General features: G+C 68.2%; 24 protein-coding genes. 8 read left to right on the top strand and 16 right to left on the bottom strand.

What is annotated here, in order from left to right:
* Positions 1-5: 5 nt before the first annotated feature.
* Genes nhaA through MicroSTF_RS04445 form a run of 3 tightly spaced genes read left to right on the top strand, consistent with a single transcriptional unit; the run spans position 6 to position 2,988 of the window.
* Positions 6-1,298: a Na+/H+ antiporter NhaA gene (nhaA, locus tag MicroSTF_RS04435; RefSeq protein WP_322953856.1), complete on the top strand. Its 1,293-nt coding sequence runs from the start codon at positions 6-8 to the stop codon at positions 1,296-1,298.
* A gap of 38 nt (positions 1,299-1,336) precedes the next feature.
* Positions 1,337-2,014: a response regulator transcription factor gene (locus MicroSTF_RS04440; RefSeq protein WP_021198001.1), complete on the top strand. Its 678-nt coding sequence runs from the start codon at positions 1,337-1,339 to the stop codon at positions 2,012-2,014.
* Entirely contained in the window at positions 2,011-2,988 is a 978-nt protein-coding gene (locus MicroSTF_RS04445) for a sensor histidine kinase (protein WP_167254394.1), read from the top strand. The genes MicroSTF_RS04440 and MicroSTF_RS04445 overlap by 4 nt, the downstream gene beginning before the upstream one ends.
* Here the strand turns inward: MicroSTF_RS04445 and MicroSTF_RS04450 are convergent.
* The 3 genes from MicroSTF_RS04450 to MicroSTF_RS04460 are packed head-to-tail and all read right to left on the bottom strand — an operon-like array spanning position 2,966 to position 5,693.
* Positions 2,966-3,778, bottom strand: a complete 813-nt coding sequence (locus tag MicroSTF_RS04450) for an FAD:protein FMN transferase (RefSeq protein ID WP_297554472.1) — start codon at positions 3,776-3,778, stop codon at positions 2,966-2,968. The two genes, MicroSTF_RS04445 and MicroSTF_RS04450, sit on opposite strands and share 23 nt — an antisense overlap.
* On the bottom strand, positions 3,778-4,257 hold the full coding sequence (locus MicroSTF_RS04455; RefSeq protein WP_167254398.1) for an FMN-binding protein: 480 nt from the start codon (positions 4,255-4,257) through the stop codon (positions 3,778-3,780). The genes MicroSTF_RS04450 and MicroSTF_RS04455 overlap by 1 nt, the downstream gene beginning before the upstream one ends.
* Positions 4,258-4,271: 14 nt before the next feature.
* Positions 4,272-5,693, bottom strand: a complete 1,422-nt coding sequence (locus MicroSTF_RS04460) for a ferredoxin reductase family protein (protein ID WP_297554476.1) — start codon at positions 5,691-5,693, stop codon at positions 4,272-4,274.
* Between the two features lie 138 nt (positions 5,694-5,831).
* Between MicroSTF_RS04460 and MicroSTF_RS04465 the strand changes: the two genes are divergently transcribed.
* Positions 5,832-7,742, top strand: coding sequence for a heavy metal translocating P-type ATPase (locus tag MicroSTF_RS04465; RefSeq protein WP_136023765.1), 1,911 nt, complete (start codon positions 5,832-5,834; stop codon positions 7,740-7,742).
* Between the two features lie 45 nt (positions 7,743-7,787).
* Here the strand turns inward: MicroSTF_RS04465 and MicroSTF_RS04470 are convergent, their stop codons facing one another.
* Genes MicroSTF_RS04470 through MicroSTF_RS04490 form a run of 5 tightly spaced genes read right to left on the bottom strand, consistent with a single transcriptional unit; the run spans position 7,788 to position 13,295 of the window.
* On the bottom strand, positions 7,788-8,918 hold the full coding sequence (locus MicroSTF_RS04470) for a HAMP domain-containing sensor histidine kinase (protein ID WP_322953862.1): 1,131 nt from the start codon (positions 8,916-8,918) through the stop codon (positions 7,788-7,790).
* A 5-nt stretch (positions 8,919-8,923) separates the two neighbouring features.
* Entirely contained in the window at positions 8,924-9,649 is a 726-nt protein-coding gene (locus tag MicroSTF_RS04475) for a response regulator transcription factor (RefSeq protein WP_315073033.1), read from the bottom strand.
* 42 nt (positions 9,650-9,691) lie between these two features.
* A complete protein-coding gene (locus MicroSTF_RS04480; protein ID WP_297554484.1) occupies positions 9,692-10,462 on the bottom strand; it encodes an enoyl-CoA hydratase/isomerase family protein in 771 nt (256 codons plus the stop codon).
* Positions 10,463-10,473: 11 nt separating this feature from the next.
* Positions 10,474-11,808, bottom strand: coding sequence for a hypothetical protein (locus MicroSTF_RS04485; RefSeq protein WP_315073039.1), 1,335 nt, complete (start codon positions 11,806-11,808; stop codon positions 10,474-10,476).
* Positions 11,793-13,295, bottom strand: a complete 1,503-nt coding sequence (locus MicroSTF_RS04490) for an amino acid adenylation domain-containing protein (RefSeq protein WP_322953865.1) — start codon at positions 13,293-13,295, stop codon at positions 11,793-11,795. Before MicroSTF_RS04490 ends, MicroSTF_RS04485 begins: the two co-directional genes overlap by 16 nt.
* A 259-nt stretch (positions 13,296-13,554) precedes the next feature.
* On the opposite strand from MicroSTF_RS04490, the gene MicroSTF_RS04495 reads away from it, so the two are divergent.
* Entirely contained in the window at positions 13,555-14,049 is a 495-nt protein-coding gene (locus tag MicroSTF_RS04495) for a DUF1269 domain-containing protein (RefSeq protein WP_029258438.1), read from the top strand.
* Positions 14,050-14,172: 123 nt separating this feature from the next.
* The gene (locus tag MicroSTF_RS04500) at positions 14,173-16,527 is read left to right on the top strand and encodes an arylsulfatase (RefSeq protein ID WP_297554493.1); all 2,355 of its coding nucleotides are present in this window, start codon (positions 14,173-14,175) and stop codon (positions 16,525-16,527) included.
* A gap of 63 nt (positions 16,528-16,590) precedes the next feature.
* On the opposite strand, the gene MicroSTF_RS04505 is transcribed toward MicroSTF_RS04500, so the two are convergent.
* The 5 genes from MicroSTF_RS04505 to MicroSTF_RS04525 all read right to left on the bottom strand — a co-directional run bounded on the left by MicroSTF_RS04505 (position 16,591) and on the right by MicroSTF_RS04525 (position 22,659).
* Positions 16,591-18,753, bottom strand: a complete 2,163-nt coding sequence (locus MicroSTF_RS04505) for a heavy metal translocating P-type ATPase (RefSeq protein WP_416338462.1) — start codon at positions 18,751-18,753, stop codon at positions 16,591-16,593.
* A gap of 69 nt (positions 18,754-18,822) precedes the next feature.
* Positions 18,823-19,083, bottom strand: a complete 261-nt coding sequence (locus tag MicroSTF_RS04510) for a YHS domain-containing protein (RefSeq protein ID WP_021198015.1) — start codon at positions 19,081-19,083, stop codon at positions 18,823-18,825.
* A 20-nt stretch (positions 19,084-19,103) separates the two neighbouring features.
* Positions 19,104-21,431 carry a heavy metal translocating P-type ATPase gene (locus MicroSTF_RS04515; RefSeq protein ID WP_297554498.1) on the bottom strand — a complete coding sequence of 776 codons (2,328 nt, stop codon included), beginning with the start codon at positions 21,429-21,431 and terminating at the stop codon, positions 19,104-19,106.
* A 62-nt stretch (positions 21,432-21,493) separates the two neighbouring features.
* A complete protein-coding gene (locus tag MicroSTF_RS04520; RefSeq protein ID WP_297554500.1) occupies positions 21,494-22,450 on the bottom strand; it encodes a heavy-metal-associated domain-containing protein in 957 nt (318 codons plus the stop codon).
* Entirely contained in the window at positions 22,450-22,659 is a 210-nt protein-coding gene (locus MicroSTF_RS04525) for a heavy-metal-associated domain-containing protein (protein ID WP_021198018.1), read from the bottom strand. Before MicroSTF_RS04525 ends, MicroSTF_RS04520 begins: the two co-directional genes overlap by 1 nt.
* 209 nt (positions 22,660-22,868) lie before the next feature.
* Between MicroSTF_RS04525 and MicroSTF_RS04530 the strand changes: the two genes are divergently transcribed.
* The gene (locus tag MicroSTF_RS04530; protein WP_322953873.1) at positions 22,869-23,807 is read left to right on the top strand and encodes an HAD family hydrolase; all 939 of its coding nucleotides are present in this window, start codon (positions 22,869-22,871) and stop codon (positions 23,805-23,807) included.
* 28 nt (positions 23,808-23,835) lie between these two features.
* Here the strand turns inward: MicroSTF_RS04530 and MicroSTF_RS04535 are convergent, their stop codons facing one another.
* Genes MicroSTF_RS04535 through MicroSTF_RS04545 form a run of 3 tightly spaced genes read right to left on the bottom strand, consistent with a single transcriptional unit; the run spans position 23,836 to position 26,021 of the window.
* On the bottom strand, positions 23,836-25,194 hold the full coding sequence (locus MicroSTF_RS04535) for a hypothetical protein (RefSeq protein WP_297554510.1): 1,359 nt from the start codon (positions 25,192-25,194) through the stop codon (positions 23,836-23,838).
* A gap of 49 nt (positions 25,195-25,243) precedes the next feature.
* Positions 25,244-25,585 (bottom strand): SHOCT domain-containing protein, encoded by a 342-nt coding sequence (locus MicroSTF_RS04540; protein WP_297554513.1) that lies wholly within the window; start codon positions 25,583-25,585, stop codon positions 25,244-25,246.
* Position 25,586: 1 nt separating this feature from the next.
* Positions 25,587-26,021 carry a DUF6325 family protein gene (locus tag MicroSTF_RS04545; RefSeq protein WP_021198022.1) on the bottom strand — a complete coding sequence of 145 codons (435 nt, stop codon included), beginning with the start codon at positions 26,019-26,021 and terminating at the stop codon, positions 25,587-25,589.
* Positions 26,022-26,233: 212 nt separating this feature from the next.
* Here MicroSTF_RS04545 and MicroSTF_RS04550 point away from each other — a divergent pair, with 212 nt between their 5' ends.
* Positions 26,234-26,620, top strand: a complete 387-nt coding sequence (locus tag MicroSTF_RS04550) for an SHOCT domain-containing protein (RefSeq protein ID WP_029258448.1) — start codon at positions 26,234-26,236, stop codon at positions 26,618-26,620.
* The last annotated feature ends 16 nt before the right edge of the window (positions 26,621-26,636 follow it).

Raw genomic sequence — 26,636 nt, forward strand, 5'->3', positions numbered from 1 at the left:
TTTCCGTGTCCCCGAATTCTTCCCCTGCCCGTTTCTCCCTCGCCCCGCATGCGCTGTGGAACGGCATCCGCTCCAACGCCCGCAGCGACGTCCTCGGCGGGTCGCTCCTGCTCGCGGCGACGTTCGCCGCGCTCGTCCTCGCCAACAGTCCCGCCGCTCCCTGGTACGAGTCCGTGCGCGACTTCACGTTCGGCATCCCGGAACTGCATCTCGAACTCAGCGTCGGCGCCTGGGCGTCCGACGGGCTGCTGGCTATCTTCTTCTTCGTCGTCGGTCTCGAGCTGAAGGAGGAGTTCGTCGCCGGACGCCTGCGCGATCCACGTCGAGCCGCCCTGCCGATCGCGGCCGCGGTCGGCGGAGTGGTGGTTCCCGCTCTCATCTTCGTCGTGATCAACGCCGCCGGCGGTTCGGATGCCCTGCGCGGCTGGGCGATCCCCACGGCCACGGACATCGCGTTCGCCGTGGCCGTGATCGCCGTGGTCGGCAAGTTCCTGCCTCCCGCCCTTCGGGTGTTCCTGCTCACGCTGGCGATCATCGACGACCTCATCGCGATCACCATCATCGCGACGTTCTACACCGACACCATCAGCTTTCCGTGGCTGATCCTGGCGCTGCTGCCGCTGGCGGGATTCGCCGCCCTGGTGGCGAAGGGGGTGCGGGCGTGGTGGATCCTGCTCCCCCTCACCATCGCCGTCTGGGTGTGCATCCACGCATCCGGCGTGCACGCGACCGTCGCCGGCGTGCTTCTCGGCTTCGTCGTGCCCGTCACGGCGACGGAGCGCGCCCGCGTGCGGGTCGGCACGGACGATACCGGCCGACCGGTCTACGACGGCATGGCCGCGCACTTCGCCGACCGTTGGAGCATCGTGGCCACGCTGTTCGCGGTCCCGGTCTTCGCCTTCTTCGCCGCCGGGGTCACCGTCGGCGGGTGGGCAGGCCTCACGTCGGCGTTCACGGACCCGATCACCATCGGAATCGTCGTCGGCCTCGTGATCGGGAAGCCGATCGGCATCCTCGCCACGACCTTCCTGCTGAGTCGCCTCCCTGCGCTGCGCCTGGACGAGTCGCTGCGCTGGCCCGATCTGACCGGAATGGCGTTCCTCGCCGGTATCGGGTTCACGGTGTCCCTCCTGGTGGGCGAACTCGCCTACGGATCGAGCTCGGTTGCGGACGAACACGTGAAGATCGGGGTACTGGTCGGATCGTTCGTCGCCGCCCTCCTCGGCGGGATCATCCTGGCGCGCAGCAATGCACGGGGGCGTCGTGAGTCTCACGACGCCGGTGCGGGCGTACTCTGATCACCAAGATCACGGACGACTCCCCGAGGACGGCCGCCATGAACCAGACCGATGCGCCGCGCGGAAAGCTCCTCTATGTGGAGGACGACGCGGAGATCGCCGCCTTGACGGTGGAGGTGCTGGGCGACGTGTACGACGTGGATCATGCTCCGGACGGCGAGAGCGCCCTGCGACTCGCACTGAGTCGGCGTTACGACGCGATGGTGGTCGACCGGAGGCTCCCGGGCATGGACGGCGTGGCCTTCGTGCATGCGGTGCGCACAGCACACATCACGACGCCCGTCCTGATGCTGACGGCCCTCGGTACCGTTGATGATCGCGTGACAGGTCTCGACGGCGGAGCGAACGACTACCTGGTGAAGCCGTTCGACTACGACGAACTGCTGGCGCGCCTTCGCGCGCTGCGGAGAGCGTTCCGCGCGCAGGGCGCGCGCAGGCCTCTGGGCGAGTGGGTCTTCGCCCCTGATGCCCAGGCGGTCTACGACCCGACGGGGTATCGCGTGGCATTGACGGCGACCGAGAGCGCCCTGCTGGAGCTGCTCACGGCCAGCCCTGAGCATGTGTTCACCCGGGAGGAGATCCTGCACGCGGTGTTCCACGAGGGGGACACGACGAGTTCTGTCGACACCTATGTGCACTATGTGCGACGCAAGACGAGCGCAGAGATGATCGAGACCGTGCGCGCACGGGGGTACCGGGCGGGGGCGCCCTCATGAGCGACGACGCGGCGCGGGTGCGCCGAGCGGCATTGTCGATCGGGCTGTGGGTGGGCGTCGCGTCGGGTGTGATCGTTGCGATGGGCATCGGGATCCTGATCACCGTGATCCTCTCCACCTCCCGCCGGGAAGGGGAGGAACACGGCGGTGGATGGTTCGGCGGCCCCGTCGGTGCACGCGACGACTTCATCGTCGACATCGACGTGGTCGTGCCCGTGGTGATCGTGTTGGGCGTCATCGGCGTCGTGCTGCTGGGGATCGTGGCCGCCGTCGCCGCCCGACGGTCGGTTCGCCCGCTGGGTGAGGCACTGCGCCGACAGCGCAACTTCGTGGCCGATGCCAGCCATGAGCTGCGCACGCCCCTGACGACGGTGACGAGTCGCATCCAAGTGCTTCAGCGACGCCTCGACCGGGGTGAGGACATCGGCCCCGGCCTGGTCGAGCTCCGTCGAGATGCAGACTCCATGGGAGATGTGCTGAACGACCTGTTGATAGCGGCCGAGGGGGCGTCCCATGACGACGGAGAGGCCGAAGTGGCGAGTGCAGCGTCCACGGCGGTCGCCGCGATCTCGACGATCGCGGACGAGCACGAGGTGGCTCTCACGGTGACCGTCGTCGACGACGGGGCCGTAGCCCGGATCCCCACGGTGACACTGGTCCGCGTCCTCGTCGCTCTGCTCGACAACGCGGTACAGCACTCTCCTGCCGGCGGCGCTGTCACCATCCGCATCGGCACGGACGCGCGTGACGTCACCGTTCGTGTGACCGATGAGGGACCGGGTATCGCCGGGATCCCCTCGGATCAGATCTTCGAGCGCTTCGCCCGCCCGCCCGAGAGCGGGCGCCTGCGCGGCTTCGGCCTCGGACTCTCGCTCGTGCGCGATGTCGCGCGCCGGGCCGGCGGTTCCATCGAGGTCGAGAGTTCGACCGCTCGCGGCACGACCTTCCTCCTCACACTTCCCGCGTCCCGCTGACCTCGCACACGTCGATCATCGTCGAACCGAGCCAGCGCGTGACAGCCCCCTCGTGGTCCACCACGATGCCGGTGCGCGAGGCGGAAGCCTCGATCCAGGAGCGATCAAGAGCTCCTGCCACGACGGCTGCGGTCGCCCAGACGTCCGCCTGCGCGAGGCCGTCAGAGACGACGGTCGCGGACGCCACGCCGGTCGCCGGCGCGCCCGTTCGCGGATCGAGGATGTGGTGACCGCGCTCGGCAGTGCCCGATGTGGCGACAGCACCGTTGGCGATGTCGAGCGTAGCGAGCACCCGGCCGCGGTCGTGCGGATCAGCGATCCCCACGTGCCACCGCCGATCCGAACCGTCCGCCGTGAACAGCTGCAGGTCTCCGCCCGCGTTGATCCCGACCGCGACCGCCGAGGTCAGCAGCGGTGCGAGGTGGCGACGGCTCGCCTCCTCGACCGCCCACCCCTTGACCCAGCCGGTGGGATCGAACCACCCTTCGCGATACCCAGAGAACAGACCACCGGTCGCGTGCTCCGCGCGTTCGCACGCAGCAGATGCGAACGCCACCCGCGGGTCGGCGTCAGCCAGAGACAGCTCTCCTCGGCGGATGCGGTTGATGTCGGAGTCCGGTCGATAGGTCGAGAAGATGCCGTCCACGTCGTGCAGCTCATCGAAGCACGCTCTGATCGCCCCCTCGGTCGCCACAGCATCCTGATCTCCCGCGGAGATCAGGTGGATGCTCATCGGGATGCCCATGATCTTCTCGACCCAGACCCGCGTGCTCTCCGGTGCGCCACGCATCAGCTGTGCGCCTGATCGATCGCGCTCTGCAGCGACGAGAGGTAGCCGTCGCTGGTAAACGTGGCTCCCGACACCATCTGGATCTGCGCGCTCTGCGACTGCAGAGTCTCCGAAACCAGCCGAGGAATCGCGGTGCCGTTGATCTGACGGTCCCGGCCGTTGCCGTCGGGATAATCGATGGCCTGCGCGTCGCTGATCTGTCCGCCGGAAACCGTGATCCTGACCTGCACCGGTCCGTACCGGGTCTGCGACGACGCGCCGGTGTAGGTCCCGTCGGCGAGACCGGTACCCGCCGACGCTCCGGAGCCCGACGCTCCGGAGTCCGACGCTCCGGAGTTCGACGTCCCGGAGCTGCCGACGGCGCCTGTGGTCGGAGGAGTCGCGTCGTGCGGCATGACCGCATCGAGCGACGTGCGATAGCTGAACAGCAGCACGAGCCCGCTGATCGTCGCGAGCACGGCATACAGGATCTTCTTCATGGCGATCTCCCTGGTCAGACGGTGAACGACTCGGAGTGGATGCGGTGCGGGGGGAACCCGGCGCTCTCGAGGTCGCGCGTGAGCCCTTTCATCCAGGTCTCGGTCCCGCAGACGAAGACGTCGTAGGCCTCGGGGTCGGGAACGAGGTGGCGGAGCAGGTCGGGACCGTTCCAGGCGCCGTGGCTGGCCGCGATCCAGCTCGACGGGCCGGAGGACCGGGGACCGATGAAGGGCAGGTACCGCACTCCTCGACGCGAGACGAGGTCGGCGATCGCGTCCTGCCGGAGTGCATCTTCGGCGACGGAGTCGCGGGTGAGGAGAGTCGCCTCCCCCGGCGCGTAATCCTCGGCTTCCAACAGGGAGAGAAGAGGGGCCACCCCGGCACCTGCACCGATCATGAGCAGCTTCGCCCCGGTACGACGCTCCCCCGTCATCTCCCCGCACGGTCCTTCGACGATGACGCGCGTGCCCGGTGTGAGCGATGCCAGACGGCGCGTACCGTCCCCCACCACTCGGGCCGTCAGCGTGAGCTCGCTCCCTGGCGCAGCGGAGAGCGAGAACGGGTGACCACGCGTCCACCCCGGCCCGTCGAGAAAGCGCCATACGAAGAACTGTCCGGCACGGGCACCCAGGGTCGAGAGATCACGCCCGACGACGCGGATGGTCACTCCCCGCGCACCGTCGGGTTCGACGCTCGCCACGCGCAGGGCACGCCGCGAGGAGCGCAGCACGGGCATACCGAATCGGAACACGAGGATCGACGCCGCCGCGAGCGCCCAGATCGTCCACCAGTACGCGGTCGCGAGCGGCGACGAGAGGAAGTCCGCGCCCGTCCACAGCTGGTGCGGGAGGGCCAGGCCCACGCCGAGGTACGCGTAGAGATGCAGGAGATGCCAGGACTCGTAGCGCAGGCGCCGGCGCGCGCGTCGGATCGAGGTGACCACCACGAGCAGGATCAGCAGGGTCCCCGCGGTGGCGAGGAGCATGCCCGGGTAGTCCCAGACGAATCCCCACAGTTGCACGAAGGGGTTGATGCCGGCGGTGATCGCGTAGCCCAACGCGAGCAGAGCGATATGCGCGCCCATCAGCCAGAACGACCAGAACCCGACGAAGCGATGCATACGGGTGATGCCGTCACGGCCGAATCCGCGCTCGAAGAGTGGAACCCGCGCCATGAGGAGCACCTGGTAGAGCAGGAGGTTGGCGGCGACGAGACCCGTCAGTCGTCCCAGCGTGGTGACGGTCTCCCCGCTGGCTCCGAGGACGGCACCGATCCCTCCCCCGGCCACCCAGAGCGCGACGACGAGGAGACTCGTCGCCCAGATGACGATGATCGCGCCCGCCCGCCATGCCTGAGCGCGGCGGTGGGCCGAGCCATGGTGCTCTCCGATCACCGGGGAGAGGACACCTCGGGGTCTGTTCGTGAGAGTGGTCATGGGGTCATCCTGGAGACCAGGCTCTGAGACGGTTCTAAGAATGACCTCGCCACAGTCCACTCACAGGGATTTCATGGGATTAACCCGAACCCGCCGCCCGTCGGTGGCACTCCGCACCGATTAGCGGGAAGCTGGAGCATGAGGTTTCTCCGCTTGCTGTGGCGCTATCCGGCGATCACGACCACCGTCCTCGTGTTCGTCGGCGTGCTCATCCTGCACGCGGTCGACGCGGCCGTCATCGGGCGGTGGATCGCCACCGGTTACGTGGCCGCGTTCGTCGTCTGGACCCTCGTCGGCATGGTGCGGGATGTGCTTCGCGGCCACGTGGGTCTCGACATCCTCGCGGTGGTCGCGATGGTGGCGACGCTCGCCGTCGGCGAGTACATCGCATCCCTCATCATCGTGCTCATGCTGTCGGGCGGAGAGGCGCTCGAAGACTTCGCCGGCCGTCGCGCGAAGCGCGACCTGTCCGCGTTGCTGGATCGTTCTCCGCGCATCGCCCACGTGCTCGTGCACGCACAGGCCGCGGATTCGGACGAGGTGAGGGATCTCCCCGTCGACGAGGTCGCGATCGGCGATGTGCTCCTCGTGCGCCCGTCGGAGGTGGTGCCCGTCGACGGTGTGCTGCTCACCGAGACCGGAACCTTCGATGAGTCGTCGCTGACCGGCGAGAGCATGCCCGTGGCCCGCGAGTCCGGAGGGGAGGTGCTCTCCGGAGCGATCAACGGCAGTCGCGCTGTGCGGATCCAGGCCGTTCGCTCGAGCGCAGACAGCCAGTACCAGCAGATCGTCGCACTCGTGCACGCCGCAGAGGACTCCCACGCGCCGGTCGTGCGGCTCGCCGACCGCTTCGCGATCCCCTTCACCGCGGTGTCGCTCGTCCTGGCCGGCACAGCCTGGGCCATCTCGGGCGACGCGACGCGCTTCGCCGAGGTCCTCGTGCTCGCGACGCCCTGTCCTCTCCTGATCGCCGCCCCGGTCGCGTTCCTGGGAGGCCTCTCACGCGCGGCGAAGACAGGCGTGATCATGAAGGGCGGCGCCGTCATCGAACAGATCGCGCGCGTGCGATCGGCGGCCTTCGACAAGACGGGAACGCTCACGCAGGGCCGACCGGAACTCGTCGATGTCCGGCCGGCGAACGGCTTCGGCGCGGACGAGGTCCTGCAACTCGCCGCCTCGGCGGAACAGTACTCTACGCACGTGCTCGCCGAGGGCATCCGTCGCGCCGCGGACGCGCGCGGACTCGCGCTGCGTGTAGCGACAGAGGCCAGGGAGGAGGCCACGAACGGTGTCGTCGCCGAGATCGATGGTCGAGCTGTCGTCGTCGGCAAGCCCGCCTACGTGGCCGCTCTCGCGCCCGACACCGTGCGGGCGACGTTGGAGCTGAGTCAGGCCGCAGCCTACGTGGCCGTCGACGGCCGTTTCGCCGGGGTGCTCGTACTCGCCGACCACCCGAGGCCCGAAGCAGCGGCCGTCGTCTCGTGGTTGCGGACGCACGAGGTGGATCGCGTGGTCATGCTCACGGGCGACGTCGGGCCGACGGCGGAATCAGTGGCTCATCAGGTGGGCATCTCGGAGATCCACGCCGAGCTGCTTCCGCCCGAGAAGGTCGCTCTCGCCGGCGAACTCCAACCGCGGCCGATCATGATGGTCGGCGACGGCGTGAACGACGCCCCTGTGCTCGCCGCCGCCGATATCGGCGTCGCCATGGGCGCGAAGGGAGCGACCGCTGCCGGCGATGCCGCTGATGTCGTGATCCTCGTCGACTCGCTGGCGAAGCTCGTCGATGCGGTGTCGATCGGTCGCCACACTCTGCGGGTAGCCCTGACCGCGATCTGGATCGGGATCGGCTTGAGCGTCGGGCTCATGATCGTCGCGATGACCGGCCTCATCCCCGCGGTGGTCGGAGCACTCGTCCAGGAGCTCGTCGATCTCGCGACGATCCTGTACGCGCTGCGGGCGCTGAGCGGCCCCTCGACGGTGCTCGCCTCCGCGCCCGCCCGTCCGCAGGTGAAGACCGAGACACCGGCACCGCAGCGCAAGGAGTGAGGAGTCACGACCTGCGCGTACGACGACCGACGCGACGGAGGCGGATCATCCATGTGGACGGTTTCGCTGCGGCAGCGTGAGGGTGAACCGGCAGCCGGCCCCACTCTGCGAACGACCTTCCAGCGTTCCGCCGTTCGCCACCGCGAGTCCGCGCGCGATCGCCAGCCCCAGCCCGGCTCCGCTCGTCGCCAAGGGGGCCATGCTCCGGGTGCGGGCGAGGTCGCCACGCCATCCGGCATCGAACGCCTGCTCGAGAGCCTCAGGGGTCATGCCGGAGCCGTGGTCCTCCACGCTGATCCTGACCGCGTCGGCATCGGCCTCCAGGAAGACCGTCGCCGCGGTCCCCTCAGGGGTGTGCTGCACCGCATTGGCGAGCAGGTTCATCAAGATGCGCTCGATGCTGAGAGGATCGGCGAAGGCCGTGACGCCGCCTGACTCGTCGACTTCCAGGTGCACCGTCGCGCCGAGATTACGGGCTGTTCCCACGGCATCGCCGACCAGATCGGCGACATCGAGGTGCTCCGGGCTCAGCGGCACCCGATCGATCTCGATGAGCGAGAACGCGAAGAAGTCCTCGACCAGCGCCCCGAGACGACTGCTCTGCGCGCGAAGCCTCGTCGTGAACTCGACACGGTCCTCGATGATCCCATCCTCGTGAGCGCGGATGATCGCGTCGATGGCGGCCAACGGTGTCCTCAGATCATGGGAGATCCCGGTGATGAGGTGCCGTCTCGCCTCCTCCTGCCGGAGATTCGTCTCCCGTGCCTCGTGGAGCGCGCGCGCAGCGTTGTGGAGCTCTCGATCGATCTGCCGATACTCCCAGTTCGACACCACCGTGTGGTCGTCGAGGGGACGACCCGATGCCAGTTGCCGGGTGTGCAGGCTTATCCGTCTGCTCTCCTCGACCAGCCGGTTGCCCAGGCGCCACGCCAGCAGCATCGTGCCCGAGCCGGCGAGGATCGTCGCTCCGAGGATGAGCGGCAGATCGTCCTCCTCGATCTGCATCCGAGAGGCCGCGAAGGCGAAGGATGCCGACATCCCCACGACCACCGTCATCACGACGATCATCATCTGACAGCGCATCGAGTACCTGCGGGTCAGCCGAAGCGCGACCGCCCCGAAGAGTCCGGTCAGGATCACCGCCGCCACGACGACTCCGAGCGTTTCGAGGAGCATCGCGTTCATCTCGTCCCTTCGCTGTCGAGCAGATAGCCGTGCCCCCACACCGAGCGGATGACGACGGGCCGGGAGGCATCGGCCTCGACCTTCAGGCGGAGGCGACGGATGTTGACGGCCACAGCCGAGGTGTCTCCGGCCTCCCATCCCCACGCTCCGCCGGCGATCTCCTCGCGCGAGTGCACCCGATCGGGGTGGCGGAGGAGGAAAGCGAACAGCTCGAACTCCCGGACGGTCAGCTCCAGGTCGACGCCATCGCTCTGGATCACCCGCATCGCCGGCGTCAAGCGGAACCGTCCGAGGGTGATCGGCGACTCGCCGGCGCCTTGGTGCGCGGTCCGCTGCAACAGCCGGATCACGCGGAGCACGATCTCGCGCGGTGCGACGGGCTTGACGACGTAGTCATCCGCGCCGGCTTCCAGGCCGTCGATGCGTTCATGCGGCTGCCCCATCGCCGTGAGCAGGAGGATCGGAGCGTTCGACGTGGTGCGCAGACGACGGCAGATCTCCACGCCGTCGACGCCGGGGATCATGCGGTCGAGGAGCACCACATCCGGAGGACTGAGCGTCGCGGCTTCCAACGCCGCGAAGCCGTCGGCGACCGCTTCGACGGAGAACCCGGCACGACGCAGATAGGCCACGAGGATGCTGCGCAGCTCCTCATCGTCCTCGACGACCAGCACCCGGCCGTTCGCGAGGTCGGCCAACTGCACTTCCACGGTTCTGCGCACCTTCCGAAGATACGTCGTCGTTGCCGACAGAGTCCTGCACTCTCAGCGGAACGACGGGGCGCGCTTCGACAGGAACGCCGCCATGCCCTCCTGGCCATCCGCGTGTGCCAGAGCGTCCCGGAACAGTGTGCGCTCCGCCACCGCACGCAGCGGCGCGGGCATCGCGAAAGCGGCCTTCACGGCGGCGAGCGCGCTCCTCGACGCACGGCTGAACGCGAGCGCCTGACCGCCCACCGCAGCGGCGAGCCCATCGGCGTCGGGAAGCACGGCGTCAACGAGACCCCACTCCTCCGCCGTCGCGGCTGTCACCCGCTCGCCCGTCAGGGCCAGGCGTCGCGCCCGACCATCGCCGATCCGGGCGGCGACGCGATACGTGCCGCCGAAGCACGGGATCAGGCCCAATCCGACCTCGGGCAGCGCGAAGAGCGAGTTCGCCGTGGCATACACGAGGTCGCAGACGGCCGCGAGTTCGCACCCACCTCCGAGCGCGTGACCGTCGACGGCGGCGATGACCGGCACGGGGCAGACGGCGATGCTGTCCATGGCCGCCTGTCCGGCGCGGCTGATCCGCTCACCGGAGTCGGACGATGCGGCCGCCATCTCGGCGATGTCGGCACCGGCCACGAACGCGCGTGTTCCGGTCGAACGCACGACCACGGCGCGGGGGCGATCCGTGGGCTCCGTCTCGGCGATCTCTGTGAACACCTGCCGGATGGCATCGAGCTCGGCGATGCCCATGGCGTTGAGCTGAGCGGGGCGGTCGAGGGTGACGGTGAGGGTGGTCCCCTCGGAGCTGATGAGCAGTGTGGACACGGTAATGCCTTTCAGGAGTCCCAAATCGCCCCGTACGCGGGGACCCCGAGGGCTTCCAGCGCGGAGACGACCCGGCGGGTGGTCGATTGGTTGGAGATGCAGATCACCGCTTCGGCGTCGAACGAGGTGAACTCTTCGAGCGCCAGTGCCACGAGGTCGGGGCGCCCCTGTTCGCTGGTGTTCCAGATCACGGCATCGGGGTGCGAGGCACGGATGGACTCGACGAGATCGTCGCCGTAGGTGGCTTCCGGATCTCTGGTCGCCCACACGAGCTTCGAGGGCGTGGTGTCGGCGAAGAGGTGCGGCAGGCACGGGCCGATCCCGCTTCCGGTCGCGACCCACACGACGCGCTCGAAGAGCTTGTCCACGTTTCCCACGCCCGCCGTCGGAATCCCTCGTGTCCACACATGCGAGGGCGCGTCGTCGATGAGTCTTCCGGTCCAGTCCCCCGCCCGCGAGATGGTGAGCCGGAAGCCGGTCTCGTCGCGGGTGACGACATTCGCGAACGAGTGCCACTGGCCGAGCGGATGCCGCGCCAGGGTGGTGGACGAACCGGCGAAGGGACGCACGCCGTGATCGAAGTCCGCGAGTGCGACGTGAGACGACGGCGTCGCGATGCGGACGGGCACTTTCCTGAGCCGCAGCCACGGTGCGACGACGCTGAGCACGATGACCAGCAGCAGCCAGAACGACGGCGACGCGGCGAGGACTCGTCCGATCCCCGCAGTGCCGGCGGAGTCGGCGGCATCGGCGGCGAGCGCCACGGTGAGTACGGCGAAGAGGGTGAGAGCGGACCATCCTCCGAAGCGATGGGTCATCTCGAACAGGTCATGGCGGCGTTGGCGGATCGGAGGCAGCGCCGGTACGAGGATTCCGACCAGGCACGCGACGAGGGCGACGGCCACGCTCTTCGAGAACACGGAGAAGGAATCGCTGAAGACGACGGTGGCGGCTCCCCCCAGGAACCAGCCCACGGCCGCGACCGCGGCTCCGACGTGGATCCCACCGAAGTGGTAGACCTTCGCGAGACGTCGACGGACCGCCAGCGGCGCCGATTTCGGCACGCTCGTCGCAAGCCGGAACAGGAGGTTGATCACGTACTGCTGGCGGATCAGCACCGCGGCCGTGAGGTTCACGCCGCTCATGGTGATGAGGAGGGTGGCGGCGTCGTCGGACGACATCGAGGCCGAGGTCGTGGCGATGATCCCGGCGACGACGGCGTTGAGCGCGAGAACCAGCACCACCAGCCTGTTATAGGGCATCAGTGCAGGACGGGTGAGAAGAAGCCGCCACCCGGTGAGCGCCGCGGGGCGCACGTGGGTCCCGGGAGTCACGCTGCTCGCCATGCGTGGCTCCTCAGCACCGTCTGGTCGACCTTGCCGCGCGTCGTCATCGGAAGAGCCGGTACGAGATGGACGATCTCCGGCACGCAGTAGTACGGCAGTGCTTCACGTACATGGGCGAGCGCACCCTCCACGTCGGCGTCCTCCGGAGTCACGAAAGCGACCAGCGCGGTGCGGTCATCGGTGGGGAGGACGGCCGCGTGCTGCACGGAGTCCTCCCGCTCGAGCAGTGCGCTCACGGCGTCGGGTTCGACTCTGAAGCCCCGGATCTTGACCTGGTCGTCCGTGCGTCCGAGGTGCTCGAGATCTCCGTCCGCATTCCATCGGGCGAGGTCGCGGGTGCGGAACATGAGACTGCCGTCGTCGGAGAACGGGTCGAGTCGGTAACGGTCGCGGGTCAGACGCGGGTTTCCCAGGTACCCGGCGGTGACCCCCGCTCCCCCGACCCACATCTCCCCGACCTCGCCGTCGGCGACCGGAGCGCCACCCTCATCCAGGATGTAGGCGGTCGTTCCCGGGATCGGTCGTCCGATCGGCGGATCCGCCTCATCGGGGGTGCACGGATGCATCGTGTTCACGATCGTGATCTCGGTCGGACCGCACGAGTTGTAGAAATCCGTCACGGCAGCCCAGCGGTTGGCGAGGGCACGAGGGCACCGTTCCCCGGCGACGGCGACAGCGGTGAACCGGCCCAGCCGTTGCGGGTCGTGCGGGGTGAGGATCGACGGGGTCGCGATCACGACGTCTGCGGCACGCAGAGCCTCGGCGAAGTCCCGTCCGCGGATGTGCAGCGTGGCACCGTGGGTGAGCGCGCCGAGGATCTCCCAGACCGCCATGTCGAAAGCGATGTTGAGGATCTGGGCGACCACGGTCCCGGGCTTCATGCCGAGCGCTCCGGGCCCTCCGAACAGGAAGTTCTCGAGGTTGCGGTGGGTCACCCGCACGCCGTTGGGCGTACCCGTCGTTCCGGACGTGAAGATGATCACGCATTCATCTCCGGCGCGTGGCGCGACGGTCTCCTGCGAAGAGGCATCCGCGTCCGCGATGCGGGCGCGCTCGATCGGCACGACCAGGATGCCCGTCGCCGACGTCACGCGGTCCGCGAACCGCGCCTGGGTGAGCACGACACGCATGCCCGTCACAGCGACCACATGCGCCATATGGACCTCGGTGGCGATTCGCGGATCCACGGGCACATACGCCGCTCCGAGCCGCAGTGCGGCCACGATGGCGACCACCATCTCGAATCCGCGCTCCACGAAGATCCCGATCCGATCACCTCTCCCGACGCCTCTCCGTCGGAGATCCGCCGCCAGCATGCCGGACAGCTGATCGAGCTCTCCGTATGTCAGCTCCCGCCCTGCGTGCCGGGCCGCGACGGCCAGCGGTTGTTCGCACATCCACCGGCTGAGCATGTCGAGGATCGTGCGGCGGGCGGACGGAGCGGACGGGGCGGACGGGGATACGGCGGGAGGAGCAGGAGCGGACACGGGGAACACCTTTCGTTTCGGTGTGCCCAGTATTTTGCGACCGACCTCCCGCGGCGGCGGGCAATCATTACAGAGCGTGATCAGTTCCCTGCGTATCCCCTGTCATCGCCGAAGGTCCCCCGGGTGAATTCACGGTGACGCCCGCGTTTCGCGGGTCCAGCACGGTTAGCCTGACCTCGAGCGGGAGCCACCGCGGAGTGGCCTCCTGTCGTCAACGGCTGAGGGTGGTCGACTCAGCCCTGAACAAGGGAACTCACCCATGGCCGAACTGATCGTCATCTCCTTCGACTCCGAGCCCCAGGCGGAAGGGGCCTACGACGAGATCCTGTCGTTGCAGAACGACCTGGTCGTCGAGCTCGCGGGCCTCGCGCTCGTGAAGGTCGACGAGAAGGGCAAGACCAAGGTCGAGTATCCGGGCGCTGCCGGCAACGTCGGTGTCGGAGCCGCAGGCGGTGCACTCTTCGGCATGCTCATCGGCCTCCTGTTCTTCGTACCGATCGCCGGACTGCTCTTCGGCGGCCTCTTCGGCGCGCTGTTCGCCGGCCTCGACAAGACCGGCATCGATGCGGAGTTCCGCGACCGGGTGAAGAGCACGGTCTCCGCCGGCAAGTCCGCCGTCGTCGTGTACGCGACGAAGATCACCGAGGACAAGTTCGCCGCCGCACTCGCGCCGTTCCAGGGCACGGTCGTCCAGACCTCCCTCTCCGCCGAGGACGAGAAGGAGCTCATCCACGACCTCGGAGGCGCGCAGTAGTCGATTCACACGGACGTCGAGCACGGTGGCTGGCTCCGTCCGACCCGCGGTGCTCGGCGTCCAGCTCGCGATACACCCCCATGCACTCGCGATACACCCCATGTATACGAAGAAGGAACTTCCATGACCGCGGAACTGCCCGGATCGATCCTGCCGCTTCCTGACCGTGAGTATCAGGGGCCCGTCGTCTTCGACGCGAAGAAGTCGGAGGCCGACTTCCCTCCCCTCGTCGCCAAGCGCCCGCCCAAGAGCGCGCCGAACGTCCTCGTGATCCTCCTCGACGATGTGGGCTTCGGCGCATCGAGCGCATTCGGCGGCCCGATCCACACCCCCACGGCCGAACGCCTCGCGAACGCCGGGCTGAAGTACACCCGATTCCACACGACCGCGCTGTGCTCCCCCACCCGTGCCGCGCTGCTCTCCGGACGCAACCACCACGCCGTCGGCATGGGCCACATCACCGAGACCGCGACCCCTTCCCCCGGCTACCGTTCCACGCGTCCGAACTCGGCCGTCCCGCTGCCCGAGATCCTTCGCCAGAACGGCTACAACACCGCGCAGTTCGGAAAGTGCCACGAGGTGCCGGTGTGGGAGACCGGCCCGACGGGACCGTTCGACCACTGGCCTGCATTCTCGGGCTTCGAGAGGTTCTACGGTTTCATCGGCGGTGAGACGAACCAATGGACGCCGGCCCTCGTCGACGGAGTCACCGCGGTCGAGCCGCCGACGGACGAGGGTTACCACCTGATGCCCGATCTGGCCGACAAGACCATCGACTACATCCGGCAGCAGAAGAGCCTGACGCCGGACAAGCCGTTCTTCATCTACTTCGCCCCGGGCGCGACGCACGCCCCGCATCACGTTCCGAAGGACTGGATCGCGAAGTACAAGGGGGGCTTCGACCAGGGCTGGGACGCGCAGCGCGAGCAGACCTTCGCGAAGCAGATCGAACTCGGCGTGATCGCACCGGACTCGAAGCTCACCGAACGCCCGGAGGGACTGCCGGCCTGGGACGACGTCCCGGACGAGCAGAAGCCGATCCTCGCGCACCAGATGGAGGTCTATGCGGCGTTCCTGGAGTACGCCGACTTCCACACCGGTCGCGTCATCGACGCGCTCGAGGAGCAGGACATCCTCGACGAGACTCTCGTCTACTACATCATCGGCGACAACGGGGCGAGCGCGGAGGGCGGCATCAACGGTGCCTACATGCTGACGACCGCCTCCAACGGCGGCGGTCAGTTCGAGACCGTCGAGTTCTGGAACGAGCATCTCGACAAGGTCGGCGGTCCAGAGGCGTACAACCACTACTCCGTGGCCTGGGCGCACGCGATGTGCACGCCCTACCAGTGGACCAAGCAGGTGGCATCGCACTACGGCGGAACGCGCAACGGCACCATCGTCCACTGGCCGAGCGCGATCGAGGGATCCGGCGAGGTCCGGCACCAGTGGCACCACGTGATCGACCTCGCCCCGACCGTCCTGGACGTCGCGGGCCTCGCCGAGCCGCACACGGTGAACGGGGTTACCCAGATTCCGATGCACGGCGTCTCGATGGCCTACAGCTTCAACGCCCCGGACGCCGATGAACGACACGTCACACAGTATTTCGAGCTGATGGGCAACCGCGGCATCTACCACAAGGGCTGGACGGCGCAGACGAAGCACCGCACTCCGTGGGATGTCGTCTCGAAGGCTCCGGACTTCTCGGCCGACGTGTGGGAACTGTACGACACCTCGGTCGACTGGACGCAGTCGGACAACCTGGCGCCCACACACCCGGAGAAGCTGGCAGAGATGCAGCAGATGTTCCTGATCGAGGCGGCTCGGCACAACGTGTTCCCGCTCGACGACCGCGCGGCCGAGCGCATGAATCCCGCGATCGCCGGCAGGCCCACGCTCGTCACCGGCGACCGACTGCGGTTGTACCCGGGGATGATCCGCCTGGGAGAGAACGTCGCCCTGAATGTGAAGAACCGTTCGTACTCGGTGACGGCCCAGCTCACGGTGCCCGAGGACGGCGCGGTCGAAGGTGCCATCGTCGCCCAGGGCGGGCGCACCGGCGGGTGGTCGTTCTTCGCAGAAGACGGCAAGCTCGGGTATCACTACAACTACTGCGGGCTGGTCCGCACGACCGTGCTGTCCGACACGACCATCGGCGGTGGCGATCACCTCGTGCGTGCGGAGTTCGCCTACGACGGCGGGGGGATCGGCAAGGGCGGCGAGGTCACGCTGTTCATCGACGGCGCCGCGGTCGGCTCCGGACGCGTGGAGCACACGCACCCGCTGTACTTCTCCTTCGACGAGGGCCTGGACACCGGCGAGGACACCGGAATGCCCGCCTACGAGGGATACAAGGAGTGGGGCGGCAAGTTCAGCGGCACGATCGATTGGGCAGAGGTCGCACTCGGCACCGACGATCACAACCACCTGGTCGACCCCGAGGAGCACTTGAACGCCGCGCTGCGGCATCAGTGAGTCGCGAGAACCGTGCGCAGAAAGACCCCGTCCGGCTGGACGGGGTCTTTCCGCGCACGGGAATCAGCGATCGAGGATGGCGCGGGTCGCGACGTCAGGCCGCAGATCGAGGCGCCGCAGCAGCTGCGCGTTGAGCGCGACGACGATGGTCGACAGCGACATCAGGATCGCCCCCACCGACATCGGCAGCACGAATCCGATCGGCGCGAGCACGCCGGCCGCGAGCGGCACCGAGAGCAGGTTGTACCCGGCGGCCCACCACAGATTCTGCTTCATCTTCCGATACGCGGCCCGCGAGAGTTCGATGACCGAGAGAACGGAGCGCGGGTCGTCGCTTGCGAGGATCACGCCGGCAGAGGCGATGGCGACGTCGGTGCCCGCCCCGATGGCGAGCCCCACGTCTGCCTGCGCCAGCGCAGGTGCGTCGTTGACGCCGTCGCCGACCATCGCCACCTTTCGGCCCTCACGCTGCAGCTCCTGCACCTTCGCGGCTTTGTCCTCGGGGCGCACCCCCGCGAAGAACCGGTCGATCCCCAGGTCGGCGGCGACTGTCTGCGCGACGGCCTCGGCATCACCCGTGATCATGACGACCTGCACACCGAGCGCATGCAGCGCGTCCACGGCTTCGCGGGATTCCGGACGTACCTCGTCGGCGAGCTTCAGCGCTCCGATCACTCGGCCGTCCTGGACGACGTGGAGGATGATCGCGCCGTCCTCCCGCCACTGCTCGGCGACGGCGAGCTCGTCCACCTGCTCCTCCGCGAGCAGGTGCGGGCCGCCGACGCGCACGGTGGATCCCTCGACGGTAGCCGTGACCCCGACCGCAGGCGACGACGTGAAGTCGCGGCTCTGCGGCACCGCCAGGCTCCTGTCGGTGGCGGCGCGGACGATCGCCTTCGCGAGCGGGTGCTCGCTGTCGGCTTCCGCAGCGGCGGCGAGCGCCAGCACGCGATCGGCGTCATGCTCGCCGGAGACCGACACCTCCGACACGACGGGCTCGCCCTTGGTGAGGGTTCCGGTCTTGTCGAACAGCACGGTGTCGACGGTTCGCATACTCTCCAGGGCGAGGCGGTCCTTCACGAGGACTCCGCCCCGGGCGGCGCGCTCGGTCGCGATCGACACGACGAGCGGGATCGCCAGACCCAGCGCGTGCGGGCAGGCGATCACGAGCACGGTGATCGTGCGGATGACGGCCGCGTCGGGGAATCCGACGAGAGTCCAGACGATCGCGGTGATCGCCGCGGATCCCAGAGCGAACCAGAACAGCCACCCCGCTGCGGTATCCGCGAGGCGCTGAGCTCGCGAAGACGAGCTCTGCGCCTCGGTCACCAGGCGCTGGATGCCGGCGAGGGTGGTGTCGTCTCCGGTCGCGGTGATCTCCACCCGGAGCCCGGAGTCCGTGGCGACGGTGCCGGCGGTGACTTGGTCTCCCGCACCGCGTGTGACCGTGCGGGACTCCCCCGTCACCATCGACTCGTCCATCGACGCGCGTCCGTCGAGGATGCGCCCGTCGGCCGGAACGCTTCCGCCAGGGCGAACGACGACGATGTCACCGACGGCCAGGTCTGCGGGTGAGACGATCACGACCTGACCGTCCTCCACACGCTCGGCCTCGTCCGGCAGGAGGGCGGCGAGCGAGTCGAGTGCAGAGGTGGTCTGCGCGAGCGAGCGCATCTCGATCCAATGCCCGAGCAACATGATCACGATGAGGAGGGCCAGCTCCCACCAGAAGTCGAGCTCGTGATGGAGGATGCCGAGACTCGCCCCCCACGATGCGAGGAAGGCCACGGTGATCGCCAGGCCGATGAGCAGCATCATGCCGGGCTTGCGCGCGCGGATCTCGCTGACGGCGCCCACGAGGAAGGGCTTGCCTCCCCACACGTACATCACGGTTCCCAGCACGGGCGAGACCCACATCAGCCCGGGGAGGTCGGGAAGGGGGTAGCCGAGGATCATCGCGAACATCCCCGACAACGCGACGGTGGGGACGGCAAGCGCGAGCATGATCCAGAACAGCCGCCGGAACTGGCCGACGTGGTCGGCGTGCCCTCCGTGTCCGCCGTGTCCCCCGTGGGCGCCGTGGGCGTCGTGTCCCCCGTGGGCGTCGTGTCCCCCGTGGGCGCCGTGTCCCCCGTGGGCGTCGTGTCCCCCATGCATATGGTCGGAGTCGTTCGACTCGTGGTGCGGGGCGCCGGGTGCGGTGCTGTCGTGGTGCGGAATGCTCATTACCTCTCCTCCTCGGAAAGACGATTCCCGTGCAGGGCCGCGTGTGGCGGCGCCGCACGGGTGAAACGGTCAGGCTGCGGCGACGTACTTCGCCGGGTCGGCGTCGAACGCCGGCCCGCATCCTGCGCAGCAGAAGTAGTAGCGGGTGCCCTCGTAGTCACGGAACAGGCCGGCGGCCTCCGCATCCGCGACGACGACCGCGCTGCCGACCATCACCGGGCACTCTGCCATGGCGCCGGAGGGCGACGCCAGCAGATCCTTTCGACCTTCGGCGGAGACCGCACCGTTGCTGGTGACGCTGCAGCAGGATCCTGCGGGGGAATCGGACATGAGATGCTCCTCTTTCGGTTTCAGTGGGTTCCTGCGGGGACTGCCGGTGTCGCGCGTTCCCGCGCCGCACGGCTCCCTGCCGGAGAGGGGTCCGCCGTCTGGCTCCGGAAGGAACGCAGGCGGAGGCTGTTGCCGACCACGAAGACGCTGGAGAACGCCATCGCCGCGCCGGCGAGCATGGGGTTGAGCAAGCCGAGCGCTGCGAGCGGGATCGCCGCGACGTTGTAGGCGAAGGCCCAGAACAGGTTGCCCTTGATCGTGCCCAGAGTCCTGCGGGACAGGCGGATGGCGTCCGCGGCACTGCGCAGATCTCCGCGAACCAGTGTGATGTCGCTGGCCTCGATAGCCGCATCGGTCCCTGTGCCCATCGCGAGCCCCAGATCGGCCTGGGCGAGTGCGGCCGCGTCATTCACGCCGTCCCCGACCATCGCGACGACCTTGCCATCGCGCTGCAGCCGTGTGATCACATCGACCTTCTCCTTCGGGAGCACCTCGGCGATGACATCGGTGATGCCGACCTCTGCCGCGATCTGCTCCGCCACCGCCCGGTTGTCGCCGGTGAGGAGGACGGGCGTGAGACCCAGACTCTTGAGCTGCGAGATGGCCTGCGCACTGGTCGGCTTCACCGTGTCGGCGACGACGAGCACGCCACGCGCCTCGCCGTCCCACCCGACCGCGATGGCGGTCTTGCCCTGACTCTCGGCCTCCGCTTTCGCGGCAGCGAGCTCGGCGGGCAGGTGCAGCGACCACTCGGCCAACAGCGATTCCCGACCCACGAGCACCGCGTGCCCCTCGATCACGCCCTGAACACCCTTGCCTTCGACGTTGACGAAGTCCTCGGGCACCGGGAGTGCGCCGATCTCCTGAGTCGCGGCTTTCGCCACTGCCTGCGCGATGGGGTGCTCCGACGCGTCTTCCACGGCGCCTGCCAGCCGCAGGAGCTCGCGTCGATCGACGCCCTCCGCGGTGTGCACGGCGGTGAGCGTCATCTTGCCGCTCGTCACGGTGCCCGTCTTGTCGAGCACGACCGTGTCGACCTTGCGGGTGGATTCGAGCACCTCGGGTCCTTTGATGAGGATGCCCATCTGCGCTCCGCGTCCCGTCCCCACCAGCAGAGCGGTCGGTGTGGCGAGGCCCAGCGCGCAGGGGCAGGCGATGATGAGCACGGCGACGGCCGCCGTGAAGGCTGCGGAGGCAGGGAACCCGGCTCCCAGCCATGCCCCGAGGGTGGCGAGGGCGATCGCGATGACGATCGGCACGAAGATCCCGGAGACGCGGTCGGCGAGGCGCTGCACCTCGGCCTTCCCCGTCTGCGCGTCCTCGACCAGCTTCGCCATCTGCGCCAGCTGCGTGTCGGAGCCGACACGGGTCGCCCGGATGACCAGGCGGCCACCGGCGTTCACGGTCGCGCCGGTCACGGCGTCCCCTTCACCGACCTCGACCGGCACCGACTCGCCGGTCAGCATCGAGGCGTCGACGGCCGAGCTCCCCGAGACGATGACCCCGTCCGTGGCGATCTTCTCACCGGGGCGTACGACGAACTCATCGCCCGGCTGGAGGTCGGCCGTGGGAATCCGCTTCTCGATACCGTCGCGGATCACGGCGACGTCCTTGGCTCCGAGTTCGAGCAGCGCGCGCAGCGCGGCCCCGGCCTGGCGCTTGGAGCGCTTCTCGAAGTAGCGCCCGGCGAGGATGAACATCGTCACCCCCGCCCCCACCTCGAGGTAGATGTTCGCGGCGCCGTCACTCGGAGCCACGGTCAGCTCGAACGGGTGCGTCATCCCGGGGACTCCTGCAGTCCCGAAGAACAGGGCGTAGAGCGACCACAGCAATGCGGCGATGGTCCCCATCGAGATCAGGGTGTCCATGGTCGCTGCGCCGTGGCGCACGTTCGTCCACGCCGCCTTGTGGAACGGCCACGCCGCCCACACGATGACGGGACCGGCGAGCGCGAGCGAGAGCCACTGCCAATACATGAACTGGAGCGCCGGGATCATCGCCATCGCGATGACCGGGACCGTCAGGACGATCGAGGCGATGAGCCGGTGCTTGAGACTCGTGAGTTCGGCATCGGGGGCATCGCCCGCATCGTCCTGACGCGTCTCGGCTTCGGGCGCAGGAAGGGCCGCGGTATATCCGGTCTTCTCCACCTCCGCGATGAGCAGAGCAGGATCGAAGCCGGCCGGGGCGATCACCTTGGCCTTCTCCGTGGCATAGTTCACGGTCGCCGTGACGCCGTCGATCCGATTCAGCTTCTTCTCGATCCGCATCGCGCACGATGCGCAGGTCATGCCGCCGATCTCCAGCTCCACGCTGGCCGGTGCGGCCGCGGACTGCGTGTCCGTCATGATGATCTCCTCGATACTTGCGCTCCGCGTCCGAGGACGCGGAAAGAGTGGGGTGGTGCGGTTCAGTGCCCGCCGTGGTCGTCGCCCGTGTCGTTCGACGACAGGTCGGCGGGAACCGCATCGAGGACGAACGGCGCGGTGTGGACCTTCCCGTCGACCTGGAAGTCGAGGTAGAGCAGGTACCTGCCGGCGGTCGGAGCCTGCGCGGTGAAGACCACCTCGGGACCGGCGACCTCACCCGGTTCGGGCTCATCTCCGTGCGCGTGCACGTGCAGGTAGGCCAGGTCTCCGTCACGGAGTGCGACCAGATGCCCGAACGCACCCAAATAGGGCTCGAGCGCGGTGACGGGTACCCCGTCCCGAGCGACCTCGACCGTCAACTCGCTCCCGGCACCGGCGACGAGGTCACCACTGATCGACACGTCGAATCCATCGACGGTGGCGGTGGACCGCGTCTCGGCCGGAGGCTGCGGCGTGAAGGGCCCGCCCACATCGACGGTCCGTGAGAGCGTCACCCCGGGCCCGTCCGATGCGGTGAAGTCGGCGTACACACGGTACGTACCCGCAGCCTCCCAGGTCCATGGCAGCGACCAGGCCCCCGTCCCGATATCGAGCACGGGATGCGCATGCCGATATCGGCTGCCGTCACTGCGCACCACGATCAGGTGAAGCTGCTTGCCGTGGGCCGTCTCGTACGAGGTGACCGGCTCGCCCTCGGGCCCTCGCACCACGAAGGAGAGCTCCCCCGCGGTCCCGGTCTCCCCCGGGGCCGAGATCGCGCCGATGGTGTATCCGGATGCGGCGATCATCACTCCACTCACGTCTGTCCCCTGCTCTTTCCCGTTATCCGTGTTCTGCGTGCCGGGTTCCGCCGACTGCTCATCGTGGCCGTCTCCCCCGCGCTCCGTCCAGGAGGCCACAGCGCTGTCGGGAACGACGGCGCCGGCCACCGCGAACGCGACCCCGAAGACCACCACGAGACCTGCGCCGTAGAGACCGAGACGGCTTGCGGTGTTCATCAGGCAGGTACTGCCTGATAGCCCGCCTCGTCGACCGCCGCGAGGATCGCCGCGTCTTCGAGGGGTTCTGCGCTCGTCACGACGAGCCTGCCGGTCTGAGCGCTGATGTCGATCGCATCGACACCGGGAATCTGGCTGACTTCGCCGCGGATCGCGACCTCGCAGTGGCCGCAGCTCATTCCGCTCACCTGGTACTCGCTCGTGTTCATGAGGGTTCCTTTCTCGATTCAGCATACCCGGGTGGGGTACTCCTTCGTGTCAACCCTATACCCTCCTGGGGTATTCCGCTCACGCGGTGATCTCCGTGTTCGACCGCGCGGACCATCGCCCCGGCGGGGTGATGTCAGCCTGTCGAGAACCGCGGGACGATGCCACGCTGATGCTTCCGCCGGCATTCGAAGAGACGCGAGGATCGCACATGACCGCTCACCCTTCCCTCCCTTCCTGGCGCGACACCCGCACACGCCGAGACATCGAGGCTTTCGTCGCCTCCGTGACATCGGGGCCAGACGCCGTTCCTGTCGAGGAGCGCATCGCGGTGTTCGACAACGACGGGACCCTGTGGTCGGAGAAGCCGATGATCACACAGCTGCACTTCGTCGTGGAGCAGTGGCGTGCGGCTGCGGAGCGGGCACCGGAGCTCGCCGAGAGGCAGCCGTATCTCGCAGCCGTGAGCGGCGACTTCGCGTGGCTGGGAGCGGCGATCGACAAGCACTACGGTGGTGACGACTCCGACCTCGGGATCATCATCCAGGCGCTGGTCGGGCTCACGGATGGAATGAGCGTGGAGGACTACGCGGCGTCGGTGGCGGAGTTCTACCGTACCGCGCAGCATCCGACGTTGCAGCGCCCCTACGCCGAGACCGTGTATCAGCCGATGGTCGAGTTGCTCAGGTTTCTGGAGCACCACGGCTTCACCTGCTACATCGTCTCGGGAGGTGAGCGTGACTTCATGCGTCCGATGACGCAGGCCAACTACGGGATCCCCCCGGAGCGCGTGGTGGGGTCGGCCTTCGGTCTCGCGTGGGACGATGCCGAGGCGACCGTGCGGTACTCCTCCTTGGCCTTCTTCGACGACGGTCCCGAGAAGCCGATCCGCATCTGGACCCGCATCGGCCGGCGCCCCCTGTTCGTGGGGGGCAACTCCAACGGCGACACGGCGATGATGGACTTCGCACGCCGAGGACCGCGGCCGGGTTTCGCACTCCTCGTCCACCACGACGACCCGTCACGCGGCGACATCCCCTACGACGCGGGCGCCGAGAAGGCCCTCGCGGATGCTGCGGACAAGGGCTACACCGTCGTGAGCGTCAGAGACGACTGGGAGAAGGTGTTTCCGGACTCCGCGCGCGCCTGAGATGTCGGGGAGAACGCCCGTCGGAGACTCACCGTCGGGCGTTCTCCGCGTCGGCCGGTTCCGTTTCCTCCGTCTCTTCGACCAGTGGCTCTTCCCTCGGGGAAACGATCGCTGCGCCCGGGGGTCGCCTGAGCAGCTCGACCACGATGGCGAAGACGAGCAGTCCGACGGCCACCCCGAACACCGCACCGAACGAGACCGGTCTCGACGCCATGAGGATGAGGAGCGCGAGCACCAACCCGACCAGAAGGATCGGACCGTGGAAGCGATCGACCGCGAGGCCGAATCGTCCGGTCGACAGGCCTCGTCGTTCCCAGGTGCTCCGGACCGCCGTGAAGCCGCTTTCCAGGATTCCGCGCGTCACCACGGCGCTGCGGCTCGAGCCGGCCAGCCACGCCCACGCGGCGACGAGCACTCCGACCAGGGCCAGAGCCACGATCGTCGAGCTCAGCAGCGACGTGACTTCGTCGAACAGCGACTGCGCGGCCGCCGCCGTCATGATCGACGGGCTCACGGCGCCGATGAAGAACGTTCTTCCGATGCCCATCCCCGCCGACAGGAGCAGGAACGCGACGGCGAATCCCGCGCTGGTCCAGAAGAGAGCTCGCGCGCGGTTCCTCGCGAGGAGGACGCCGACGACGACGAGACCGAGAACGACCCATGGCAGCCAGAATCCGGCAGCCACCGCGATCTGATAGATCGTGCGCACCAGGACGAGGGCATCCGCCTGGGCGATGGGAACCGACCGGTCGATCTCCGGGATCAGGTCGGCGAACCCGACACCGCGCTCCGTCAGTACCGCCTTGACGCGGTCGACGACCTGCCCCAGGTCGATCGAGAGCACCCCGTCGTCTGCGAGCTGCAGGGCGGTGTCAGGGCTGTTCTGCAGGATCGCGACGGCACGTTCATGGGTGATGCGCAGCGTCTGCGCCCAGATGTCGGCGAACTGGTCCGATGCCACGACGTCATGGATGACGCCGTCGACGAGGGAGGTCAGCCCACTGGCCGCCGGAGCCTCCAGCAACGACAGGGCGGAGGAGGCACGGGGCGGAAGGTCGAGTTCACGGATCCCGTCGAACACCTCGCCGACGATCGCATCGAAGTCCACCTGCTCGTGGATCGCCGAGCTGACCTGATCCGCGACGAAGTCCTGCACGTCAGGGTCTTCGGCCAGAGGTGCGAACGTCGCGACGAACCGATCGGCGTCGACGAGCTGCAGGCGCGCCCAGGTCCCCATCGCGGCGATCGGTGCCATCAGCACCGCAAGAGCCAGCACGATTCCCGCGACGATGCTTCTGGCCACCGGACGCCGACGGGGCTTCTTGAGTGTCTCGTTCTCCTGTTCGAGAAGAAGGACACGCGCTCGCAGATCGTCCAGTTCGCTCATTCGTCCTTCTCGTTTCGGCCATCCCGCAGACGACGAATCATCGGTGTGTTCAGCTCAGGAGCTTCTGCTTCGCCGCGGCGAACTCGGCCTCGGAGAGGACACCGGAGTCCTTGAGGGACGCGAGCTGCTGCAGTTTCGCGATCAGGTCGTCCCCCTGCGCGGGCGCGGCCGGAGGCGGAGACGAGTACTGCGAAGCGGCGTTCTGAGCCGCGGCGTCGATCTGCGCCTGCTGCTGCGCGGCTTCGTACTGCTGCTGCTCGTACTCTCCCTGCGCACGCTCCTGCTGATGCCGCGACATCGCCCCGCCGATGGCGGTCGCGGTCCCGGCCACCACTGCCGTCCGGGCGGCGAGGCCGATCAGTCCGGGGCGACCGAATCTTCTCAAGGGCATGTCATTCACCTTCCTGATCGAGGATGTCCATCATGGCGTTCACCACGGGCGCCGGAACACGCTCGGTGCGCAGCACCTGTCCGCCCGCCGCGGCGAGATTCTGTGCGAGCGTGCGAGCGAACGCGAGTTCCAGGACGACCAGGGCAGCCGACTGTCCCGGGGCGAGCGCACCCGCCAACGACTCGACGTCCTCTTCGCCCGCAAGACCCGCCGCGATCGGCTCGAAGTCGCCGAGGTCCAGGACTCCGTCGTCGTCGTCGAGCTCGACGATCTCGACCTTCCCGGTCTCCGACTTCGCGAGCACGACGAAGTCGAGCAGGCGCACGATCCCGCTGTCGACGAGGTCGGTCAACGCCCGGAACGTCGCGGGGTCCGGCCGGGTTCCTTCGAACCCGACGAGATAGAACTCGGCGGGACCGAAACGGAAGTCATTCATGGATGATCCTCTCTCACGGGGCACACGGCCACGACTGTGCACCATGGTCGCATCGCCGCGCCCGGCGCGGGCTGCTCTCTCACCCCGAGCGGATGAGACCCTCACCCCTGCCCGTCATGCGGGGTCGCCCGATCAGGGTGAGCGACTCCCCCGCGCGACGATGCGTCCTGTCACGATCGCCGTACGCAGTCACTCGACGAAAGAGGTGCGACATGTCCATCTGGGACAGTTTCTGGGACATCATCTGGTGGTTCTTCTGGGTATTCGTGTTCGTCTCCTACCTGATGGTGCTCTTCAACATCGTCGCCGACCTGTTCCGCGACCACACGCTCAACGGCTGGTGGAAGGCCGTGTGGATCATCTTCCTCATCTTCGTCCCCTTCCTCACGGCGCTCGTCTACCTGATCGCGCGCGGCAGAGGCATGGGCGAGCGGAGTGTCTCCGCCTACAGGGACCAGCAGCAGGCAGCCGACTCCTACATCCGCAGCGTCGCGGGCTCCAGCCCGAGCGACGAGATCGACAAGGCATCGAAGCTGCTCGCCGCGGGGACCATCACCCCCGACGAGTTCGCGGCCATCAAGACCCGCGCTCTGAGCTGAGGCCGTGGTCGAGGTG

The organism is Microbacterium sp. STF-2 (assembly GCF_034650155.1).
In the GTDB taxonomy this organism is placed as follows: domain Bacteria; phylum Actinomycetota; class Actinomycetes; order Actinomycetales; family Microbacteriaceae; genus Microbacterium; species Microbacterium maritypicum_A.

What these genes read in the sequence shown, in the direction of transcription:
- MicroSTF_RS04460 (WP_297554476.1), bottom strand. Translation starts at nt 5,693, where the DNA reads ATGACCACTCTCACGAACAGACCCCGAGGTGTCCTCTCCCCGGTGATC.
- MicroSTF_RS04470 (WP_322953862.1), bottom strand. Translation starts at nt 8,918, where the DNA reads ATGCTCCTCGAAACGCTCGGAGTCGTCGTGGCGGCGGTGATCCTGACC.
- MicroSTF_RS04485 (WP_315073039.1), bottom strand. Translation starts at nt 11,808, where the DNA reads ATGGCGAGCAGCGTGACTCCCGGGACCCACGTGCGCCCCGCGGCGCTC.
- MicroSTF_RS04450 (WP_297554472.1), bottom strand. Translation starts at nt 3,778, where the DNA reads ATGCGTGGCGCACCGGAGAGCACGCGGGTCTGGGTCGAGAAGATCATG.
- MicroSTF_RS04510 (WP_021198015.1), bottom strand. Translation starts at nt 19,083, where the DNA reads ATGTCCGATTCCCCCGCAGGATCCTGCTGCAGCGTCACCAGCAACGGT.
- MicroSTF_RS04505 (WP_416338462.1), bottom strand. Translation starts at nt 18,753, where the DNA reads ATGAGCATTCCGCACCACGACAGCACCGCACCCGGCGCCCCGCACCAC.
- MicroSTF_RS04515 (WP_297554498.1), bottom strand. Translation starts at nt 21,431, where the DNA reads ATGACGGACACGCAGTCCGCGGCCGCACCGGCCAGCGTGGAGCTGGAG.
- MicroSTF_RS04535 (WP_297554510.1), bottom strand. Translation starts at nt 25,194, where the DNA reads ATGAGCGAACTGGACGATCTGCGAGCGCGTGTCCTTCTTCTCGAACAG.
- MicroSTF_RS04525 (WP_021198018.1), bottom strand. Translation starts at nt 22,659, where the DNA reads ATGAACACGAGCGAGTACCAGGTGAGCGGAATGAGCTGCGGCCACTGC.
- MicroSTF_RS04520 (WP_297554500.1), bottom strand. Translation starts at nt 22,450, where the DNA reads ATGAACACCGCAAGCCGTCTCGGTCTCTACGGCGCAGGTCTCGTGGTG.
- MicroSTF_RS04465 (WP_136023765.1), top strand. Translation starts at nt 5,832, where the DNA reads ATGAGGTTTCTCCGCTTGCTGTGGCGCTATCCGGCGATCACGACCACC.
- MicroSTF_RS04500 (WP_297554493.1), top strand. Translation starts at nt 14,173, where the DNA reads ATGACCGCGGAACTGCCCGGATCGATCCTGCCGCTTCCTGACCGTGAG.
- MicroSTF_RS04550 (WP_029258448.1), top strand. Translation starts at nt 26,234, where the DNA reads ATGTCCATCTGGGACAGTTTCTGGGACATCATCTGGTGGTTCTTCTGG.
- MicroSTF_RS04545 (WP_021198022.1), bottom strand. Translation starts at nt 26,021, where the DNA reads ATGAATGACTTCCGTTTCGGTCCCGCCGAGTTCTATCTCGTCGGGTTC.
- MicroSTF_RS04495 (WP_029258438.1), top strand. Translation starts at nt 13,555, where the DNA reads ATGGCCGAACTGATCGTCATCTCCTTCGACTCCGAGCCCCAGGCGGAA.
- MicroSTF_RS04540 (WP_297554513.1), bottom strand. Translation starts at nt 25,585, where the DNA reads ATGCCCTTGAGAAGATTCGGTCGCCCCGGACTGATCGGCCTCGCCGCC.
- MicroSTF_RS04440 (WP_021198001.1), top strand. Translation starts at nt 1,337, where the DNA reads ATGAACCAGACCGATGCGCCGCGCGGAAAGCTCCTCTATGTGGAGGAC.
- MicroSTF_RS04445 (WP_167254394.1), top strand. Translation starts at nt 2,011, where the DNA reads ATGAGCGACGACGCGGCGCGGGTGCGCCGAGCGGCATTGTCGATCGGG.
- MicroSTF_RS04530 (WP_322953873.1), top strand. Translation starts at nt 22,869, where the DNA reads ATGACCGCTCACCCTTCCCTCCCTTCCTGGCGCGACACCCGCACACGC.
- MicroSTF_RS04455 (WP_167254398.1), bottom strand. Translation starts at nt 4,257, where the DNA reads ATGAAGAAGATCCTGTATGCCGTGCTCGCGACGATCAGCGGGCTCGTG.